Origin of the sequence: Carboxylicivirga caseinilyticus (assembly GCF_050589785.1) — a bacterium.
Lineage (GTDB): Bacteria > Bacteroidota > Bacteroidia > Bacteroidales > Marinilabiliaceae > Carboxylicivirga > Carboxylicivirga caseinilyticus.
On sequence record NZ_JBNGOX010000046.1, the window covers coordinates 27,956 to 50,249 of the forward strand.

General features: G+C 36.9%; 12 protein-coding genes. 8 read left to right on the top strand and 4 right to left on the bottom strand.

Going from position 1 to position 22,294, the window contains the following annotated elements; genetic code table 11:
- Window positions 1-4 precede the first annotated feature (4 nt).
- The 8 genes from ACRD62_RS18835 to ACRD62_RS18870 all read left to right on the top strand — a co-directional run bounded on the left by ACRD62_RS18835 (window position 5) and on the right by ACRD62_RS18870 (window position 16,259).
- Window positions 5-2,311 (top strand): GH92 family glycosyl hydrolase, encoded by a 2,307-nt coding sequence (locus ACRD62_RS18835; RefSeq protein WP_430821661.1) that lies wholly within the window; start codon window positions 5-7, stop codon window positions 2,309-2,311.
- Window positions 2,312-2,343: 32 nt separating this feature from the next.
- Window positions 2,344-3,321, top strand: a complete 978-nt coding sequence (locus ACRD62_RS18840) for a family 43 glycosylhydrolase (RefSeq protein ID WP_430821662.1) — start codon at window positions 2,344-2,346, stop codon at window positions 3,319-3,321.
- A 117-nt stretch (window positions 3,322-3,438) separates the two neighbouring features.
- Complete coding sequence (locus ACRD62_RS18845) at window positions 3,439-5,757, top strand: GH92 family glycosyl hydrolase (RefSeq protein WP_430821663.1); 2,319 nt, start codon at window positions 3,439-3,441, stop codon at window positions 5,755-5,757.
- 28 nt (window positions 5,758-5,785) lie between these two features.
- Window positions 5,786-7,330, top strand: a complete 1,545-nt coding sequence (locus ACRD62_RS18850; RefSeq protein ID WP_430821664.1) for a glycoside hydrolase family 28 protein — start codon at window positions 5,786-5,788, stop codon at window positions 7,328-7,330.
- Window positions 7,331-7,336: 6 nt separating this feature from the next.
- Window positions 7,337-9,568: an alpha-N-acetylglucosaminidase gene (locus ACRD62_RS18855; protein WP_430821665.1), complete on the top strand. Its 2,232-nt coding sequence runs from the start codon at window positions 7,337-7,339 to the stop codon at window positions 9,566-9,568.
- A 1-nt stretch (window position 9,569) separates the two neighbouring features.
- A complete protein-coding gene (locus ACRD62_RS18860) occupies window positions 9,570-10,712 on the top strand; it encodes an acyltransferase family protein (RefSeq protein ID WP_430821666.1) in 1,143 nt (380 codons plus the stop codon).
- 66 nt (window positions 10,713-10,778) lie between these two features.
- Window positions 10,779-14,804, top strand: a complete 4,026-nt coding sequence (locus ACRD62_RS18865) for a hybrid sensor histidine kinase/response regulator transcription factor (RefSeq protein WP_430821667.1) — start codon at window positions 10,779-10,781, stop codon at window positions 14,802-14,804.
- A gap of 33 nt (window positions 14,805-14,837) precedes the next feature.
- A complete protein-coding gene (locus ACRD62_RS18870; RefSeq protein WP_430821668.1) occupies window positions 14,838-16,259 on the top strand; it encodes a glycoside hydrolase family 28 protein in 1,422 nt (473 codons plus the stop codon).
- A gap of 83 nt (window positions 16,260-16,342) precedes the next feature.
- Here the strand turns inward: ACRD62_RS18870 and ACRD62_RS18875 are convergent, their stop codons facing one another.
- The 4 genes from ACRD62_RS18875 to ACRD62_RS18890 form a co-directional block, all read right to left on the bottom strand.
- Window positions 16,343-17,461, bottom strand: coding sequence for an aminotransferase class I/II-fold pyridoxal phosphate-dependent enzyme (locus ACRD62_RS18875; RefSeq protein ID WP_430821669.1), 1,119 nt, complete (start codon window positions 17,459-17,461; stop codon window positions 16,343-16,345).
- Between the two features lie 2 nt (window positions 17,462-17,463).
- Window positions 17,464-18,570 carry a mandelate racemase/muconate lactonizing enzyme family protein gene (locus ACRD62_RS18880; protein WP_430821670.1) on the bottom strand — a complete coding sequence of 369 codons (1,107 nt, stop codon included), beginning with the start codon at window positions 18,568-18,570 and terminating at the stop codon, window positions 17,464-17,466.
- A gap of 321 nt (window positions 18,571-18,891) precedes the next feature.
- Window positions 18,892-20,391 carry a SusD/RagB family nutrient-binding outer membrane lipoprotein gene (locus tag ACRD62_RS18885; protein WP_430821671.1) on the bottom strand — a complete coding sequence of 500 codons (1,500 nt, stop codon included), beginning with the start codon at window positions 20,389-20,391 and terminating at the stop codon, window positions 18,892-18,894.
- 63 nt (window positions 20,392-20,454) lie between these two features.
- Window positions 20,455-22,294 (bottom strand): outer membrane beta-barrel protein (locus tag ACRD62_RS18890; protein ID WP_430821672.1); only part of this gene is annotated, 1,840 nt, incomplete at its 5' end.

Below are 22,294 nucleotides of genomic sequence, written 5' to 3' on the forward strand. Positions count from 1 at the left end.
GTTTATGATTTTTTTATACAAATATTATTCATTCCGGATTATCGGAATTCTGGTTTATTTATTTTTTGTGAGTGCATGTGTTACGGTTGGTGTGGATAATAAACCAGAGAATCAATATATTGGTAAGGTTTATCCACTTCTCGATACCGAAAACTCCCGCTGGTTTTATTTTTCTTCAGCATCGAGGCCATTCGGGATGGTTAATCTGAGTCCTGATACCGAAATTGCAGGAGCCTGGGGTAGTGGATATCGTTACAAAGTGGATACCATTAAAGGATTTAGTCATATTCATGCCTGGCAATTGGCAGGTCCATCAGTAATGCCGGTTAATGATGATGCCGGTTTTAAGGATTATTTTTCAGCATTCAGTCATCAAAAAGAAGAGATTACACCCGGATATCACAAAGTTTACCTTGAAAGATATAATATTGAAGCTGAACTCACATCCACAAAAAGAGTTGGTTTTCATCGTTATCAATTAAAAAATACAAACAAACTTTCTATACTTTTTAATTTGAATGGCGAATTAGGGCCTTCTCTTATGAAAGATGGTCTTGTTTTTCAATCAGCAGATAAACAAAGAATTATTGGGCAGGTAACCAATAGTGCAACCATTCGTCGTCCGAAAGATTGTACGGTTTACTTTATAGCTGATTTTAGCTTGCCGGTTGACACAATTGAAAAAGACATACAGACCGGTAATTATAAACTTTCGTTTAAAGACATTGAAGGTGGATCACTTTTAATGAAACTTGCGGTCTCGTATACATCTGCAGAGAATGCAGCGATTAATATGAAAACTGAATTGCCGGGTTGGGATTTCGATCAAATCGTAAAGGAATCAGCTGATGAATGGAATCAAATACTTTCGCGGATTAAGATAGAAGGTGGAACTGCTGAACAACAAAAAAGGTTTTACACTGATTTATGGCATGCACTGCAGGGCCGTCGCATTATCAGTGACGTAAATGGTGCATATCCTGATAATACAGGAGATGAATTCAGGATTGGTCAGTTGCCATTGGATGAGAATGGTAAGCCAAAATTTAATCATTATAATTCCGATTCGTTCTGGGGTGCACAATGGACCATCAACACGCTTTGGGGTTTGGTTTTTCCTGATGTGGTTGACGAATTTACTCAATCACTGTTACAGTATCACAAAGATGGAGGTTTGATTCCCCGCGGACCATCAGGAGGAAATTACACCTACGTTATGACAGGTGCCTCGTCAACACCATTTATTGTTAGTGCTATTCAAAAAGGAATAGTGAAAGATAGTCTTGAAGCAATTTATGAGGCTTTGAAGAAGAACCATATGGGTGGTTTGATGGAAAAGGCGGGATACGAACACGCTACCAATCTGGGTGGAGGATTGTCGTATTATATGCAAGAAGGTTATATTCCTTATCCACTTTCAGATATTGAATACGGTTCTCATCAGGATGGAGTTAGCCAGACTCTTGAATATGCCTATCAGGACTGGTCATTAGCTCAGTTGGCAAAAAAACTGGGATATGATGAAGATGAAAAATATTTTATACAAAGAAGTAAAAACTATCAGAATCTGTATGATAGTATCAGTGGGTGGATGAGACCTAAAGATAAACAAGGACTATGGAAGTCCGACTTTGATCCATATCAGCTGGAAAGCGGTTTTATCGAAGCCAATGCAGCTCAGGTTACATGGTTTGTTCCGCATGATTTAAATGGACTGGCTCATTTGATGGGTGGTAATGAGAAAGCAGCAGAAAAATTAAATCAATCGTTTATTGAAGCTGAGAAAATGGGATTTACAGCTGGTACTTCACACGATAGAGAAGCGCATCCGGAATATAGCCGAATACCCATTAATTATGGTAATCAGCCATCCATTCAAACAGCATTTATTTTTAATTATCTCGAGCAGCCATGGTTAACACAATATTGGTCGCGCAAAGTGGTTGAAGCCGTTTATGAAGGCTTATCAACCGAACGAGGATATAATGGTGATGAAGACCAGGGATTAATGGGATCATTAGCGGTGTTAATGAAAATGGGTCTTTTTTCGATGAAAGGTGGGTGTTCAATGGATCCGCAACTTGAATTAGGATCACCCATTTTTGATAAGGTTATTATCCAACTAAATCAGAAATATTATCCGGGTAAGGAATTGATAATTGAAACCAGTAATAATTCAGCTCAAAATGCTTACATCAGTAAAGCAACATGGAAGGGAACAAAGTTGATGAACTGGTCAATTCTTCAGAGTGAGCTGGTAAAAGGTGGAACTCTTCATCTTGAGATGAGTGATCATCCGGATAACAAATAGTCAAGATCAAGTATAAACATGAAACCAATTGTATGAAAAGAAATCTGAAATATATTTTGTTTTTATTGTTGATATCAGCATGTGGTTCTCCCAAAAAGCAATCAGCATTGGAGGAAAAGAATGTTATTGTTAATCCAATCATGGATGAGTATTTCGCTGATCCTTGTATTGTAAAAGAAGCCGATACGTTTTATATCTATGCAACCATTGATCCATGGGGAGGCGAGGAATTAGCAGTTTTTTCAACCAATGATTTTAAATCTTTTACACGTTATCATTTAAACTGGCCAACCAAAGAAGCCTGTACAAGCGAGAGTTCAAATAATTCAATGGTATGGGCTCCTGCCGTGCGAAAAGCTGCCAATGGTAAGTATTATATGTATGTGTCGGTTGGCAGTGAAGTTTGGGTTGGAGTTGGAGAGAGTCCATTAGGTCCCTGGAAAAACGGAAAAGAAGATAATACACCTTTGATAGCAGCAGGTGATTATCCGCAGGTTCATAATATAGATGCCGATTGTTTTCTGGATGATGATGGTCAGGCATATTTGTACTGGGGGTCCGGATTTCATTGGGTTAACGGTATCTGCATGGCTGCAAAACTGAATGAAGATATGATTTCGTTTGCAGATGAACCTGTTGATGTAACGCCACCACACTATTTTGAGGCTCCTCATATGATTAAACGTTTTGGTAAATATTATCTGATGTTCTCGGATGGTAAAGCCATTGATGATACGTATAAGATTGGTTATGCAGTGGGCGATTCTCCAATGGGACCATTTACAGAAGGAGTTAATAGTCCTTTGCTGACAACCACAGCAGATAGTACTACGGTTGGGCCCGGACATCATACAATATTTAACGAAGGTGGTCAGGATTATGTGCTGTATCATCGCATATTTCCTCAGGGAGAAGAATATGTGTTACGTCAACTATGTATCGACAGTTTAAAATTTGATGATCAGCATAACATTAAAAAGATAGATCCTAAAGGCATTCAGGGGTTTTAAAGCTTATTGAGAAAGAGTTGATTAAGATTTAAAGTTATATCAGGATTTTAACTGGCAATTAATTGAGCTATTTGAATCTCCGAGACTATCTATTTTAGTTAAAACCATTTATGAACGATGAGAATTAGTAAACGACATATTTTTTTCTTTTTGTTGTTTTTATTGATATTACCTTTATCAGTAAATGCACAGAATCATCAGTTTGTCGATCCTTTGATTGGTTCAGAAGGATTAGGGAATGTGTTTATTGGACCATCTGCTCCATACGGAATGGTAAAGCCCGGACCTGATAATGATGTAGCTTCAAATAGCGGTTATTCAACAGATCCGTTAAGCGAAATTTATGGTTTTAGCCAGTTGCATGTAAGCGGCACTGGAGGAGGGCCGAAGTACGGAAATATATCAGTGATGCCATTTGCATCAGAAAACAATCAGATTTCATTACAACAGTCATCCATAAGAAATGATGAACAGGTATCGCTTGGTTATTACAGTGTGATACTGGATAAATGGAAGATTCAAACCCAGATAACTACTTCAGACCGTGCTGCGTTTTATCATTTTTCATATCCACATGACGTAACAAAACGGGTTAAGATTGATCTTGGAAAATTTTTGGGTGAACGATCCATCCCAGATTCGCGAGAGGCCCAACAGTTTGTGGGTTCTGAAATTGAGATAGTTTCCGATACAGAAGTAAGAGGTTACAGCCGTATCAGAGGTGGTTGGAATAACGGAAGAGCGTACACCGTTTATTTCTCTGCAGTTTTTGATCAACCTTTTTCTGATTATGCCACATTTAACAATGGTAAGATCTTTTCTGGTCAGAAAATACAATTAGATACAGGCGGTAAAACCGGTGCTATATTAACTTTTGCTGATATGGCTGATGATGTTCAAATGAAAATTGGTATTTCTTTTTTAAGTCCTTTAAAAGCGCAGGACAATATCGATAAGGAGATACCGCACTGGAATTTTGATCAGACACTAAATGAAGTGCAGGATAAATGGGAGAATATTTTAAGCAGGGTTGAAGTGGATGAAAAAACAAGTGACGAGCTCAAAACCATGTTCTATACAGGATTGTATCATACCATGCTTATGCCTGTTGATCGTACGGGTGAGAATCCGTTATGGGAGAATGATAGTCCTTATTATGATGATTTTTATGCTATCTGGGATACCTATCGATCATCAAGTCCACTAATTACGTTGTTAGATCCATCGCGACAAGTGAATATTGTTAATGCTATGTTGCAGATTTATAGGAGAGATGGTTATATGCCTGATGCCCGAAGCGGGAATTCCAATGGAAGAACACAAGGTGGATCAAACGGAGAAGTGGTTATAGCCGATGCATTTGTAAAAGGATTGAAAGGTATTAATTATAAACTGGCTCTGGAGGCCATGTTGAAAGATGCCACTATACCTCCGGGCGGTAATGAAGAAGCTGAAGGACGAGGAGGTTTGGTTGATTATAACAGTCTTGGCTACGTATCCACAGATTATGTGCGGGCAGGTAACCGAACGCTTGAATATGCCTATAATGATTACTGTCTGGCTATAGTTGCGAAAAATATTAAGCGCAGAGGCGAATACTGGCGTTTTATCAAGCAATCAGATAACTGGCAGAATCTGTGGCGCGATATTGAAGATCATGGTTCTCGTGGTTTTATTATGCCCAAAGATGCCCATGGAAACTGGGTAGATAGCATTCAGTGTGATGCAAAATATGGAAGGATATCCTACGTTCCGTTCACACCGGTAATGCAGGACTGGCCAATTTGTGTTTGTTGGTGGTGTGGCTTTTTTTACGAAGCGAATTCGTGGGAATATTCACTTTCTGTGCCGCACGATGTGGCTAAGTTGATTGAATTATCCGGTGGAACAGAGGCTTTTGAGAAACGACTGAATACCTTGTTTGATTTGGGATTGTATAATGTAGCCAATGAACCGTCATTTCTTACACCCAATCTTTATCATTGGATTGGTCGACCAGATCTGAGTAACGAACGTATTCATTCCATCATAGATGAAAATTATCATAGTGGAGCAGATGGAATACCGGGGAATGATGATTCGGGTGCCATGTCATCGTGGCTTGCTTTTCATATGATGGGTTTGTATCCCAATGCTGGTCAGTCTTATTATCTGATAAATGCGCCATACTTCGAAAAAACGGTCATTCATCAGGAAAATGGCAATGATTTTATTATTCGTACTGAAAATCTTTCTGAGAAAAATAAATATATCCAATCGGTTAAATTAAACGGGGAAGATTACTCAAAAGCCTGGATAGAGCACAGTGATATTGAAAAAGGAGGTACCCTGATTTTTGAAATGGGATCAAAACCTTCAACAGAGTGGGGAGTGAAAGATCTTCCTCCGTCAAAATTAGATAAGGATTACGATATTAATAAGATAAAAGCACATTAAAACAGGTTGTTATAAATAGTTATTGCTGATGAGAATATTACAGACTATAGTTTTCTTTTGGTTGTTATATTATGCACCTGTTGTTCATGGAAAATCCTATAACATTATTGACTTTGGAGCAATTTCAGATGGCATTACTTTAAATACTGAAGCAATACAGAAGGCAATAGACAAAGCAAATAAAAAAGGCGGAGGGAAGGTCATTATTCCATCGGGTAATTTCTTAACCGGGTGTATTCAATTAAAAAGTAACGTAGAACTGTATCTGGAAGATGATGCCGTTTTATTGGGAAGTACAAGTCCTTATGATTATTTTAAAGTTGAGGGAGAAGAAAGTTCTTTAAGTCCAAAAACAGATGACAATTCAGATTTGGGACTTATCCTGGCTTTTGAAGCTGACAATATTAAAATTTCGGGAAGAGGAACTATTGATGGTCAGGGATTGGCTTTAGCATTAAATGGCGATAGCCTTCATCATGCTGGAATACTTGTTGATAAAAACTACAATTACAGGCGAATGAGGCCAAGTGAATTGGTTCGTCCTAAATTATTCCGTTTCCTTCAATCTGAAAATATAGAAATCAAAGACCTGACTTTAACGAATAGCGCAAACTGGGGATTGTCTTTTGATTTATGCAAAAATATGATTTTAGATAATCTTACAGTCATCAACCGTGCCTACTGGAATAATGACGGTATTGATATTACAGATTGTAAAAATGTTAAAATCACAAGATGTGATGTAAATTCAGCCGATGATGGTATTTGTTTAAAATCTTACCATCCTTATTCGTTTAATGATAGTATTTATATTGCAAATTGTACTATACGAAGTAGTGCCAGTGCTGTTAAGTTCGGAACTGGTTCGTACGGTGGTTTCCGTAATGTGACGATTGAAAACATTAAGATATTCGATACTTTTCGTTCCGCTATAGCCATAGAATCAGTTGATGGAGCCACAATTGAAAATATTAAAGTGAATAACATTGTCGCTAAAAATACAGGTAATGCGCTGTTTATTCGTTTAGGACATCGAGCAGGAGAAAAAACCGGAACAGTACAAAATATTCATATTTCGGATATGCAGGTTGAGGTTCCGTTTGGAAGGCCCGATACAGATTATGACTTACGAGGACCTGAGGTTGATTTTTTCCATAATCCATTTCCTGCTTCCATCGTTGGGATTCCCGGACATTATATAAAGAATGTCACTTTGGAGAATATAAAAATTGTTTATCCGGGAAGAGCAACTAAAGGTATGGCTTATATTCCTTTAAGCGATTTAAATCGTGTTCCGGAACAAATTAAAAAGTATCCGGAATTCTCAATGTTTGGAGAACTGCCGGCATGGGGATTTTATGTTCGACATGTAAGTTGTATTGTATTTAAAAATATTCATTTACAACTTGAGAATAAAGATTTCCGTCCTTCATTTGTTTTTGATGATGTTGATAATCTGCAAATTGAAAGTGTTGTGATTGAGAATGTTGGCTCGCAAGATCAGGTTGCTTTAAAAAATGTGGTGAATTATAAGATTGAATTCCCTGTTGAAAAAATAACTATGGTAAAATAAATGCAAATGAGAACAATATTATATCAAATATTGATACTGGTTTACAGTAGCATTATTGTTGGTTGTACTACTAAATCAAATAATTATCCGGAAAATTCTTCTGCTGAAGAATTGCTGAAGCGTATTGTTCCAAATCATATAAATCAGTTTATTGTTGAGATTGAATTGAACGATACTGTTGATTGGTTTGAAATTGAATCAGTAAACGATAAGATTTTATTGAGAGGAAATAATGGAGTGTCAGTTGCATCCGCGTTATATTATTATTTAAAAGAATATTGTCATTGCCAGATTACATGGAACGGAACCAATCTTAATTTACCTGCTGAACTTCCGGTGGTTGATTCTAAAATCCATAAAGAGAGCCCTTATCAATACCGTTACTATTTGAATTATTGTACGTTTAATTACAGTATGAGCTGGTGGGATTGGAAACGTTGGGAAAAGGAAATTGACTGGATGGCTTTGCACGGAATCAATATGCCACTGGCTATAACCGGCGAGGAATACATCTGGGATAAGGTTTATCGATCCTATGGATTTACTGATGAAGATTTAGATCCGTTTTTTAGCGGACCAGCCTATTTTTCGTGGTTTTGGATGGGTAATCTCGATGGCTGGGGAGGTCCGCTTCCCCAAAGCTGGAAAGAGTCGCATCGCGATTTACAATTGAAAATCCTGCAACGTCAGCGCGAATTAGGAATGAAACCCGTATTACCTGCCTTTACAGGACATGTGCCGGCTACTTTTAAAAAGTTTTTTCCTGATGCAAAGTTAAAGCAGACCAATTGGGGTAACGATTTTGAAGATACTTACATACTTGATGCTGATGATCCATTGTTTGCTGAGATTGGGATGAAATTTCTTGAAGTTCAGACAGAAGTGTTCGGAACAGATCATTTGTACACAGCCGATACTTTTAATGAGAATGAACCACCTTCAGATGATCCGGAATATCTTTCAAAAATAAGCTATAAAGTTTACCAGGGAATGAAAGCTGTTGATCCTAATGCAGTATGGGTGATGCAGGGTTGGTTGTTTTACAGTCATCGCGATTTTTGGAAGGCCCCGCAAATAAAAGGATTATTAAGTTCGATACCTGATGATAATATGATTATTCTGGATCTGGCAACCGAGATTGAACCGGTATGGAAGCGGACAGAGGCTTATTATGGTAAACAATGGATCTGGAATATGCTCCATAACTTTGGAGGTAATATAAGTATGTTTGGTCGTATTGAAAAGGTTGCTGAAAATCCTGCCAGAGCATTGAATGATGCAAGTTCCGGTAAACTAAAAGGTATTGGACTAACCATGGAAGCCATTGAACAAAACCCTGTATTATACGAACTGATGACAGATAATACATGGCGCAATACATCAATAGAATTAAAGCCATGGTTAAGAAATTATATTCAGAATCGTTATGGACAATCAAATGAGATTTTGGAAGAAGCATGGGATATTTTGGTGAAAACCGCATACAATGGTCAGATTATAAGAGATGGAGCTGAATCAATCATTGTTTCGCGCCCTACTTTTGAAGGTTACCGTCGATGGGCCCGAACCAAGCTGAATTATGAACCTGAAGATTTATTGCCTGCCTGGGATTTATTCGTTCAATCAATTTCTGATTGTGGTAATTACGATGGATTTCAATACGATCTGATTGATGTTAGCCGCCAGGTATTGGCAAATTATGCTTTGCCTTTGCAACAACAGATATCCATAGCATATAAAACCAACGATAAAGAGAGTTTCAAAAGATACAGCACAGAGTTTCTGGAATTGCTTGATGACATGGATCGCCTATTGGCAACACGCAGGGATTTTCTGCTTGGGCCTTGGATTAGTGATGCACGAGCCTGTGGCAATACCGAAAGCGAAAAAGCAATATATGAGCAAAATGCACGTAATTTGATTACCCTGTGGGGAAGTGCTGATAATCGTTTGCATGAGTATAGTAATCGTCAGTGGAGCGGATTAATCAGTGACTTTTATAAACCAAGATGGAAACAATTTTTTGACGAGGTTGAGGTTTATTGGAAGAACTTTGATCAGGAAGCATTTGATGAACGGATTAAACAATGGGAGTGGCAATGGGTTACTAAACGTTCTGATTATCCTATTGAAGCAATGGGTGATGCCAATGCTATTGTAATTGAGCTTCATCAGAAATATCGCGACCGCATAGTGCCTTTAACCCAAGTTCAGCCGGTAATTAAATACAACTATTAGTATGGAAAACAGTGTGCTTAAAAAGCCGGAACGTTTTCTGGCATTGGATGTATTCAGAGGCTTAACAGTAGCATTAATGATTATTGTAAATACTCCGGGTACGGGTGCAAAAATATATAGCTATTTTATACATGTTCAGTGGTTTGGGTTTAGTCTGGCCGACCTTGTATTTCCTTCTTTTTTGTTTGCAGTTGGGAACGCCATGAGTTTTTCGATGAAGAAAATGAAAGTGGCTCCGCCTTCTGAAGTATGGAAGAAAATTATTAAACGTACTTTAATAATCTTCTTATTGGGATACCTGATGTATTGGTTTCCGTTTTTAACTTTTGGTGATGATGGCTCATTTATTCTTAAACCTATATCCGAAACCCGTATTATGGGTGTTTTACAACGTATTGCTCTTTGTTACTTTTTTGCATCAGTCATCTTCTATTATCTGTCAGAAAAAACTGCACTGATAGTTTCCGGAGTAATCTTGTTAGCTTATTGGGCTATTCTTTATGTCTTTGGTGAAAAAGGAGCTGAACTGGAAATGGCAACCAATGCTGCAGCAAAGTTTGATTTATCTATTCTGGGTATAGGTCATATTTACAAAAAAGATAGTATTCCGTTTGATCCGGAGGGAATCCTAAGTACACTTCCCGCTATTGTTAATGTGATTGCGGGTTACATAGCTGGTATTTTTATTCAAAAAAAGGGAAAGTCGTTTGAGGGTATTGCCAGCTTATTGATTATTGGGTTTTTATTGACATCGCTGGCTTTATGGTGGGATCTGATTTTTCCTATTTCCAAAAAACTTTGGACCAGTCCATTTGTACTTTATACTGTAGGCCTGGATTTATCGATAATGGCAGTTTTAATCTGGTTAATTGAGTTAAAAAATATCAAATACGGAGTATCCTTTTTTGATGTGTTTGGTAAAAATCCCTTGTTTATCTACCTGTTTTCAGAATTGTTCTATGTTACACTAAGACTTATTCCTGTGAGTGAAGGACTGGATGCTTTTGAATGGGTAAGTGAAAAAGTTTTTCAAAATATTTTTCTCGGTTCATTTGGCTCTTTACTAACAGCTATAGCTTATTTGTTAGTATGTTGGTTACTGGGTTGGATACTGCATCGTAAACGCATTTATATCAAAATTTAAATCTTAGTATTAATCTAAATGGATTAGTATTAACTTAGAGTATAACTCAAAATGTAGCATATATAAATGATTCGGGTTCTAATCATATTACTTCTTTCTTGCATCTCAGTAAAAGTTTTGGCTGACGATATTAAACTGGAGCATTATAGTGTTGAAAATGGCTTGTCACATAATTCGGTTCGTCAGATTGTGCAGGATAGACATGGCTTTTTGTGGTTAGGTACTTTTAAGGGCTTAAATAGTTTTGATGGGGAAAATTTCACTCCTTTTATCAGGAATTATAAGCCATACAGCAGTATTTATGTTAATGATATAACAACTGTAATTGTTGATAATGATTCCGATCAGATGTGGATTGGTTCCCGGGGTGGTCTGTCGAGTTACGATTATAAAACACATCAGTTTAAAAACTATTTACCTGATGCAAATGATCCGAATTCAATACCTGATTATGAAATCAGATCGTTGTATATCGATCATTTAAAAAGACTATGGATCGGTACTAAAAATGAAGGTCTTTGTATTTTTATACCTGGGGAAGATAGGTTTGAACGAATCGATATTGATGGTTTCAAATATATAAAGTCGATTTTTGAAGATATTAACGGCCATATATGGATTGGTAGTTATGAAACGGGTGGAGTTGCAAGGTTGACATTAGATAAAAGAGGTAGCATCATTACTGTTAAAAAGTACAATTTGCCCATTGAAGGTTCTGCAGTTCAAAACCCATATCTTAATTTCATCTACCAGGATGATAAATCAGACATGTTTGTTGGTACACGCGAGGGATTATATAAATGGGATAAGGACAAAGATGTATTTTATCCCTTACCGTTTCATGATAACACTGTTCGCGAAGCTTTAGGTCCTTACTTTAACTGCATAACACAGGCTCCTGATGGCAAATATTGGTTAGGTACAATCGGTGGCCTGATTGTTTGCGATCGCCTTGAAGATATTTCAGGGGGTAAGTTCGAGAGGCACTATGCCAATGTTACAGAAAAGACCTCACTGGTTGATAATTCAATATCAGCTCTTTATTTTGATCGCTCTGGAGTGCTTTGGATTGGGACGGAGAATGGATTGGATAAATATGATCCGTTCAAGAATCAATATAAAATAAAGAAGAACTTTTTGGGTGAAGCAGCTATTCAACTACCTCGTATTTCAGGATATGCCGAAACCTTCGACCATAAACTGCTTATAGCTACTCATAATTATGGGTTATTCATTGAACAAGGTAGTTATTTCAAATTGCTGGCTGATAGGTTTAAAGAGATTTCAGGAATTTATACACAGGATGGGAAAATATTCTATTGTGGATTGTGGGATGGAAAAGTTCTGATATATAATTATTTAAATAAATCAACAAAGTTGTTGGATCTTGGATTTGATCCTGAACCTGTTTTTGCATTTGCCCCTTTAAATGATAGCAGACTCTTAATAGGTTCTCATGGCTCAGGAGCAGTTATTTACAACCCTCTTAATAAAAATATTGATCATCAGTTACAGCGGTTATTTCCTGACCTGGAAATAAACGATGTGATTGCCGACAAGAATGGAATTATCTGGCTTGCTTCAGAAACGGGAGTTGTACAATATGATATCGAGAAGAATGAAGTGAAACGGTTTAATGCAGATGCGGAAACGACGAGTGGTATATCTAATGATTATGCTAAGGATATTTGTATTGATGAATTGGGAACGCTATGGTTAACAACAACATTAGGACTGAATTATTTTGATGAGGAAAAGCAGGACTTTGTTCCGGTTTACGATCCGCCTGAGGTACATAATAATTGGATAACTGATATCTTAACAGGTCCAGATGGTTATTTATGGTTAAATCTAAACAATGGAAAGGTAGGAAAATTCAATCCCAAGAATTCGGAGTTAAATGTTTATGATGTTGGAAGCGGAAATCGTTTGGATATTTTCAGTAATAAAGGATTTCTCCTGTTTAACGATTCAATTATTTATCTTACGGGTAAGGATGGTGTTATTAGTTTTCCTGTTAAGGGATTAAAAGATAATATGGTTTCGGAACCGCCATTTATAACGGAAGTCAAGATTCAAAATAAGGTTGTATTACCGGGAGATACCATTAATCGTCAGATACTAATGAAAGAGGATCTGAATTTCTCTAAAAAATTGGAACTGGCGTATGCTAATCGGAATTTCTCATTTACATTTTCATCTCCCTCTTATGTAAATAATAAACTGAACAAGTTTCAATATATGTTGGAAGGATATGATGAAGAATGGATTACAACAGATGGTGTTTTAGCCAATGTTCAGTATACCAACTTATATCCGAGAGAGTATCAGTTTAAGATAAGAGCTTCTAACAGCAGTGGGTACTGGAGTGAAGAATCTGTATATCAGATAAAAATAAATCCTCCTTTTTGGTTGACATTTAAAGCCATCTTATTGGTTTTTACAGTTTTGTCAATTACATTATTCCTGGTTTATCGCCAATTAAAAAAGAGCATTGAATTAAGGCAGCAGTTGCAGTTTCAGAAGGTTCAGCACGAAAATGATGAGCGATTAAATGATGAAAAACTTCGTTTCTTTACGAATATCTCTCACGAACTTAGAACTCCTATCTCATTGATTCTTGGTCCGGCCAAACAATTGGCCGATGAAGGAGGAGCTAACGAATATCAAAAGAATAGGTTAAGCCTTATTTTGCAGAATTCGAACCGGTTATTGTATTTGGTTAATCAATTGTTGGATTTCCGTAAGTCACAATCGGGACAATTGCAATTAAAAGTGGCCAAAACTGATATTCTTGCGTACACAAAAAATGCTTTTCAGTCTTTTGAAGAATATGCAAAAGACAAAAAGATAAACTATCAATTTACTTGCGAAGAAGAAATTACGGGCTGGATAGACCGGGATAAATACGATAAGATTATTTTTAATCTATTGTCAAATGCCATTAAGTTCACCCATAAAAATGGTCATGTTGATTTGTATGCATCAGTCTCTGGTGACGAGAACAATATTCGTCAGTTGAAGATAGAAGTAAGTGACGATGGAGTTGGAATTCCACTCGAAAGTCAGAAAAAAATTTTTAACAGATTCTATCAGGTTGAAGACAGTAAACAGGAAAATACCGGATCGGGTATTGGTCTGTCTCTTGTACAGTCCTTGGTTGAGGTGCATAAAGCCAGCATTGAGGTACAAAGTGTTCCTGACAGAGGAAGTGTATTTTATGTAATAATCCCAATCGATAGAGAATGCTACAGTGATGATGAAGTTTTCGATTATGAGTTGAAATCGAGTGATGCAAGCGAAGTTCAGGTCTCAGAAAATAAGATGGATTCAAAATCGATAGAACTGAAAGAAAAAATCTTATTGGTTGAAGACAATACTGAACTGCGTAAATATGCTGCTGAATATCTATCAGAGTTTTACAAAGTATATGAAGCAAAGAACGGAGAAGAAGGCTTGCGTATTTGTATCCAGGAAAAACCCATTCTTTGTGTGGTTGATGTTATGATGCCTGTTATGGATGGGTTTGAGTTTTGTACCCACCTTAAAAGTGATGAGCGAATCAGTCATATTCCGGTTATTCTTTTAACCGCATTATCAGATCATGATAATATGATTAAAGGATATAAGCTGGGGGCCGATGCTTATTTGGCCAAACCTTTTGATCCGCCGTTATTAAAAACCCGTATCGAAAATATTGTTAAAAACAGGGTGGACCTGAAAGAAAAATTCTCTCAGGATGTGGAAAGTGATATTCAGATTCTGGCCCATTCACCTGTTGACGAAGAGTTTATTTTGAAGGTAAAAGATGTAATAGAGAAGAATATAAGTAATACTCAGCTGACGGGTGATCTCATCTGTTCCGAGATGGCAATCAGTTCATCTACTCTTTACCGAAGGATTAAGGAACTTACAGATTTGTCGCCTAATGAGTTTATAAGAACTATCCGACTTAAGAAGTCGGTTGAATTATTGAAGCAAAAAAGGAATAACGTATCAGAGGTATCTACCATGGTGGGTTTTAACGATCCTTATTATTTCAGCCGTTGTTTTCGTAAACAATTTGGTTTTCCACCAAGTAATTTATTGTAATACATATAAATGTAAATGATTAAAATAAATACTATGCATTTTCAAAAAATAAATTTATTAATTAAGAAATTATATGCTTTCAGGTTAAGTGCGGCAGCTCTATTGATGATCTTATTTTGGGCTTGTCAGCCTCAAGTTGAAAAACAAAAGGTTTTTGATATTACTGATTATGGTGCCATAGCTGATGGTATGACAGATAATGCAGAGTCGATAAGTAAAGCCATTAAGGCATGTCAGGAAGCCGGTGGAGGTAAGGTTATTATACCGGGTGATGGTGTTTTTGTTACGGGGCCGTTTGATTTGGTTTCGAAGATGGAGTTTTGTGTCGAAGGGGGTGCTACCTTGCTTGCTAACCCTGATACTTCGGTTTATCAGAAAAGTGCATTCCGATATAATCCAGGTGAAGGAATGATTTGGATCGGAGGAGAAAACCTCACAGATGTTGCCATTACAGGATTAGGTGTGATCAATGGTAATGGAATTTCTTTTATGGGTGAAGAACTGGACGATTCATACGAGTTATTGCCATTTAAAGTAAAAGATCCTCGTCCGCATGTCTTGACATTGACGAATGTGAAGAATCTGCGTATCAGGGATGTTACTTTTCGTCATTCAGCTTACTGGACGGTTCATTTAATTGGTTGTGATGATGTTGTTATTGATGGAATAACCATTGACAATAGCTTGAAAATCAGAAATAGTGATGGTATTGATCTGGATCATAGCAAGAATGTTCGAATCAGTAATTGTCATATTAAAAGTGGCGATGATAGCATTTGCCTTAAAAACCGACGCGAGTTTGAGGAATATGGTGCTTGCGAGAATATTGTGGTTACCAATTGTCTGATGTCTTCCAGATCATGTGCTTTAAAGATAGGATCGGAGAATATGGATACCATAAGAAATGTCACGGTTAATAATTGTACAATTTTAGCAAGTAACAGAGGTATTGGTATTCAAAACAGGGATGAGGGAGTGGTATCTGATGTGCTGTTTTCAAATATCATTATCGAAAGTCAGTTTTTTAGTGATGTATGGTGGGGTAAATCAGAACCTCTATATGTTACAGCTTACCGAAGAGCCAATATCAATCATAAGGATGCAAGCTGGCGTTTCCCTAAAGGTGCAACAGAAGGAAAAGTTGGGCAGGTAAAAAATATAGTATTCCGTGATATTGTTTGCAGAAGTGAAAATGGTGTTTACGTAAGTGCTGAATCGAAAGATAAAATACAAAATATTCTTTTTGATGGTGTTGTGGTAAATCTTAACAGGTCAACTGATTATGAAGGGGGTATGTACGACAGAAGGCCGTGTCAGATGGAAGGCATCGTAAAAGCCAAGACTTCCGGTTTTTATATTGATAATGCAACTGATGTTGAAATTCGTAATTGTGATATAAAAGTGGGAGACAGAGCGCCATTAAATATGGGGCAGTTAGTTTATCGAACCAACTAGTTTTTATTATTACAGACTATATTAAAACGAGCATATCTTTTGATGATGTGCTCGTTTCTTTATTTTGATCTGTCCTGGTAAAGCTATAAAACAGCCTTCAGTTCATTAATTAAACAATCAATTTGTTGTTGGGTATGAGTTGAAAATACAACAATTCGAAGTACTCCTTCAGCGCCCGAACCGATGTAATTCAGAAATTGAATGTAAATTCCTTTTTTCATCAGTTTGGATTGAATCATTTTCATATAACTGGCATCCTTTAGATGGAATGCAGCAACAGGAATAGCATTTACTTCCATGTTAATTCCAATTTTTTGCAATCCCTGTTTAAGGTAGAGCGCATTATTCCATAAATCTTTTCTCCATTGAGGATTTTCTTTTAAAAGTCTGATCGCTTCAATAGAAGCTCCTATGGCAGCGTTTTGAGGTGCTGTTGTTCCTTTGGGGATATTGGTTGATCTTACCTTTGAGATAAATTCTTCAGAACCAACCACAAATCCGCCGTAAGTTCCAAAGGCTTTTGATAAGGTTGCCCCCATATGCAATTGATCCGATGCAATTCTGAAGTGCTCAAACGTTCCTTTACCATATTCACCATTAATACCAACTGAATGGGCATCATCAATCCAAACCAGACCATTGTATTTTTCAGCCAGCTTTAGGTACTGATTAACCGGTGCGATTCTTCCATACACAGGAAACATGCCATCCGACAGAATTATAGGTTTATGGTTTTTATTTAGTTTTTGTAATTGTCTTTCCAGATCATCCGGCTGGCAATGGAGAAAAGTGTTGACGGGTATCTGGCAGAGAATGGCTGCATCTTTCAAACAATAATGCGAATCTTCATCAATAAAGATATGTGTAAATTTGTTTTGATCTTTTAAAGCCAATAAACCTGCCATATTGCTCATGTAACCAGATGGCAGATAAATTGCATCTTCGCACAAGAAATATTCAGCCAGTGAAACTTCCAAAGTCTTTAAAATCGGATTGGTTCCATTGATAGATCGTGATGTGGCTGTTGTAATGCCATATTCAGAAAGAGCTATAATGCCAGCTTCAATTATTTTTGGATGACTTTGCAACTGATAATATCCTACACCTGCAAAATAAAGCATCTTTTGTCCGTTGATAATCACTTCTGTATCTACTTTACTTTCAAGAATAAGTTCGCTGGTAATATTTTTAATTTGGCTCATAATTATAGAATAGTAGTTTCAGAATTGGCCAATACATCTTCTTTGTAATCAGCACCAATGCCTATTGAGTCTCCAATTTTCCATTGTCCTTTACCCTGATATTCGATTCCTCCAATTACAGGATCTTCAGCCAACATTAATGATGAATCAATATCGTAATGAACAACATTAGGGCATGCCAAAACAAAATGCATCAAAGCTGTTAAAGCGTAACGCGACTCGGACATACAACCCACCTGGCATTTAATACCAGCACTTTCGGCGATGGAGTTTATCTTTAGAGCGGTATTAATTCCTCCTGATTTTGAAAATTTTATATTGAAATAATCACAGGCTTCAATTTTGGCTAGTTTCATAGCATCGTAATGTGTGAAAAGTGATTCATCGGCCATGATAGGAATGGGACTTTGTTGTCTCACTTTTGGGAGCTGTAAATAATTCCATGCAGGTATTGGTTCTTCACAATGCTCAATGTTAAATTTATCCAGAGCTTTCAGTGTTTTAATGGCTGTAATCACATCCCATCCCTGATTGGCATCAATTCGAATTGGATAAGAACCACCTACTACCTCCCGAATGGCTTTAATGCGGGCAACATCATCCTTGAGGTTAGTTCCTAGTTTAACTTTTATGGCAGGAAAACCTGCATCCATAAAATTTTTAGCATCTGCTGCTACTTTCTCAGGACTGCCAATACTAATGGTCATATCAGTAAATATCTCCCTGTTGTTCGATCCTCCAAGGTATTGGTAAAGCGGTAGTTTTGCTTTTTTAGCTGCCAGATCATATAGGGCCATATCAAATGCACTTTTCATAGTGTAATTGTTATGAACCGCCTTTTCTATTTCCATTAACCTTTCTTGAAGACAATATGGATCTTTGCCTTTGAGCATTTTTCCTATCATCTTCGAAAGTTCAAAAACAGTTTCTTGTGTTTCTCCAACAATAAATACAAAAGGAGCACATTCGCCAATGCCAATTAAACCATCAGAAGAGTGCAGTTTTACAACAACATTTGTTGCACTTGGAATTACCCCTAAAGAAATTACAAATGGTTCTTTGTAAGGGATATTTAGTTTTATGATTTCAATTTTAGTGATAATGGCCATATCAGAATATATTTCTTATGTGATGTTTTTCATTGCTTTGATTTAAGACTGATCGTAAATGCACTCATTTACTTTGAAATGTTGTATTACGTATTACAGATTTTAAAAATAGAAACGATTAAATCATTCTCAAAGTATTATTATCACTTTTATACTTACTTTCTCTGAAAAATAAGGCTAGATTAAAAGCTCTTTCAATTCTGGTTTTCAGGAAGTAGTATATTGTTTAGTAAGGATGATATTTGTTTAATGATTCACTAAAAAAGGGGCTGTCGTATTGACAACCCCGGATACTAAAATATCAACTTAAACAATTTTTTATTAAGGTTCGTCCCACCAGCAATTTTTGGTTAGATAATCCTGCTCCGCTGCCCCGATTGCAATGGCATTGGCTTCATTATATTGTAACTCGTAGGTGTGTGTTGGTGCTCTTCTCATATATCTTTCACCATACCATACCGGAACTTCAGCAGCAGTTGGTTTTTGATAAGCAGGAAAAACATCAGTGCTGTAATCGTACCTTCTTAAATCAACCCATCTTTCTGGTGACCCCAAAGGTAGTGCAATGAATTTCTGAGTCATTATATTCATTAATGTCAACTCATCTGCACTTTGCGGAAGTGCGTTGCTTGACAAGTACTCGGTAATATCAGCTTCTGCTACACCTAATTTACGCATGTTGGCTTCAATCACATTTTGCATTGTTGTTAATGCTTCACCTTTTTTGTTTTGAAGAAAAAGAGCTTCTGCTTTAATGAATTGTAATTCTTCATACGATAATAATTCATTTGATTTTTCATTACCAAAATAGTAGGTTCCTGCCAAATTACATTCAAGTGAATCTTGGTAACCAAGATAATAAGGCAATTCAGCATGGAAATCCAAACCTTTGTATTCTCCGTTAATATTAGGAGCTAATAAAAATTCAGCTCTTGGGTCCAATGCTGGTTGAGGTGAAGGAGCTCCAGTGTATTCATGTGTGAAATATGACACATAATGATCTCCAAAAACCCATCTGCTTCCCATTTGTCGGGGACCATACAAGCTATTAAGATTTGTGTTGTCTCCTCCCGGGAAATCTACTCGCGGACTTTCATCAACCGACTGAAATGATTTATTAACACAGTCGATAACTGCAGCCGCATCATAGATTGCCTTTTTGGTTATTTTCTGCAATAAGCGGGCTTTTACTCCATATCCAAACTTAATCCATAAGTCAACATCTCCATCAAACAGATAATCTCCTGCTGATAATGATGAAACTCCAGCGGCTTGCTCCTTATGCAATTGTGCAATACCCTCATCAACTCTGTCGATTAAAGCATAATATAGTTCTTCCGGATCATCGAATTTTGGCATGATTATTTGCGGTTGGAAAGCTTCTTCATAAATAAGATCGCCATGTGCTGCCATCAGAAAATCCATACCAAAAGCTTCCATAATCATACCTGCACCGGCATAATGATAAGAACCTTCTTCAAGCGCCATTTTTATCATGGTTCTATTGCTTGAACCAACATTAACAAAAATAACCTGCCATGGCCATGTAAAGTCACTTATCACCGGATTCCAATAGGGCATTCGAGTACCATTACGGCCGCTGTTGTATCTATATAATTCTTGTGAGATATTTGAAATACGAAATGCCATACTACCATAAGCATCATTGGTTTGTTCAACAATTGATGCTAAACGTAAACTAACATCAATCTTATCGTCCGTTAGGTTTTCAGGGTCAGAATTGACATCTAAAAAGTCTTCACAACTCACCATTAAAAGGGCTGCTAACGGGAAAAAAAGTATATAAATAAGTTTCTTCATTCGTAATTGTTTTTTGAGTTTCAATTGATTTTTAAATCTTTTCATACCTTCTTGAGATTCAATTTAGAATGAAATATTTAAACCTACACTCATTGATTTTGTAGCTGGTACACCACAATAATCAACTCCAGATGAACCTGATCCTTTTGACCCGGCACCACTCATACTAACTTCAGGATCCATTCCTGAGTAGTTTGTAAACAGTAACAAATTATTTCCGATTAAACTAACCGAAGCTCTTGAAAGATGAAGCTTGGTTGTTAAGGTCTTAGGAAGAACATAAGTAAGATTGACAGTTCGTAACCTCACCCAATTAACATTTTCGATGAAATGAGAAGCTTCCTGGGTATAGATATTTTGATAGTAGTATTGATTTAACTCTGCACTTTGAGTGTTTTCTGAATAAGTACCATCGCTGTTTAATACTACTCCATCGAATACTTTGGTTGTACCTCTGTCAAGTGTTGTTTCGCTTAGGCCAGAATTAACCATTGCCCATTCTGTTGCATTTAGCACATCGCCTCCAAAACGAAGATCCCACAACATGTTAAACGACCAGTTTTTATAGGTAAATTGATTGGTGATTCCTAACAGTAAATCCGGTTCTCTGTTACCCATAAGGTTAGTGTAATCATTATTTGTAACAGGATAACCATCGCTTCCAATAACCACTCGTCCTGCATATTCGCCTTCTTCAACAGTTTCCCATTTTTGTCCGATAATACCTAAGAAAGGACCATCAAGAACGGCACCTGCTTTTGCAAAACCAAATTGAGTATCGGTTACATAAAGTATAGGAAGGGTCTCAGGTAGTTTAAGAACAGTTCCTTCATTTCTTGTTACGTTAGCAATAATGTCCCATGAAAAGTTAGGTTTTTTAATGGGTTTTACACTTATGGTTAGTTCAATACCTTTGTTTTGAATAGAACCATCGTTGATGTATTTTAGGATATATCCTGTTGACTGACTAACCCTTGGTTGAATAATCTGGTCTTCGCTTCGTTCACGGTACCAGGTGAAGTTAACGCCTAAGCGATCAATCCAGAGATTTGCATCAAAACCTGCTTCAATGGATGTGGTCGTTTCTGGTTTCAATTCTGAGTTACCTGCACTCCATTCGTTCAAATAACCACCGCCTGGGCCAGTCCATTGTTTAACAGCTGTGGTTGTCATATACATCGGAGCATCTTTACCAACCTGAGCAACGGATACTCGTATTTTTCCATAAGTCAAAACTTCGTTTTTAGGTAATAATTCCGAAACTATTACACCTACATTCCCCGAATAGTAATCGAAAGAATTGTTTTCTTTTGGTAAGGTTGAACTCCAGTCATTTCTGTAAGTAGCTCCAAATAAGAATGTATTGTTATATGACAATCTTAAATCGCCAAATACACCAATTAAGCGACGTCTTCTATGAGCAACTGTCAAGTCTTTGTTTTCTTTGGCAATGTTATTCAGACTTTTAAATGTTGGTTCAATAAAAACCTGACCGACTAACGATTGTGACTTATTATCAAGGATCTCAACATTATGTCCTGCAACATAATCCAATTGAAGTCCGGTGGTTATCTCTTTATTTCCGGAAATGGTAAATAAAGAGGTAATCAAACTGTTTTGTGTATTATTCTCAGAAATACCACCTCGATACCAGTCAAGAGAAGTAGTACCAACTTCTCTGATACTTTTGTATTTGTTATTGTAATAATCAAGTCCAACACGGTACGATGCCTTTAACCATGAAGTAAGTTCAGCATCTATATGAGCATTTGAAAGGTATCTTTCTCTTCCTGTTGTTTGAGGTGAGGTCACTAGTGGGCGATTAAGATTAAAAAACGATCTTTGAAATTCTTTGTTAGTCGTACTTGTAGCGATTTTTAATAGCGTGACGATTTGAATTGAA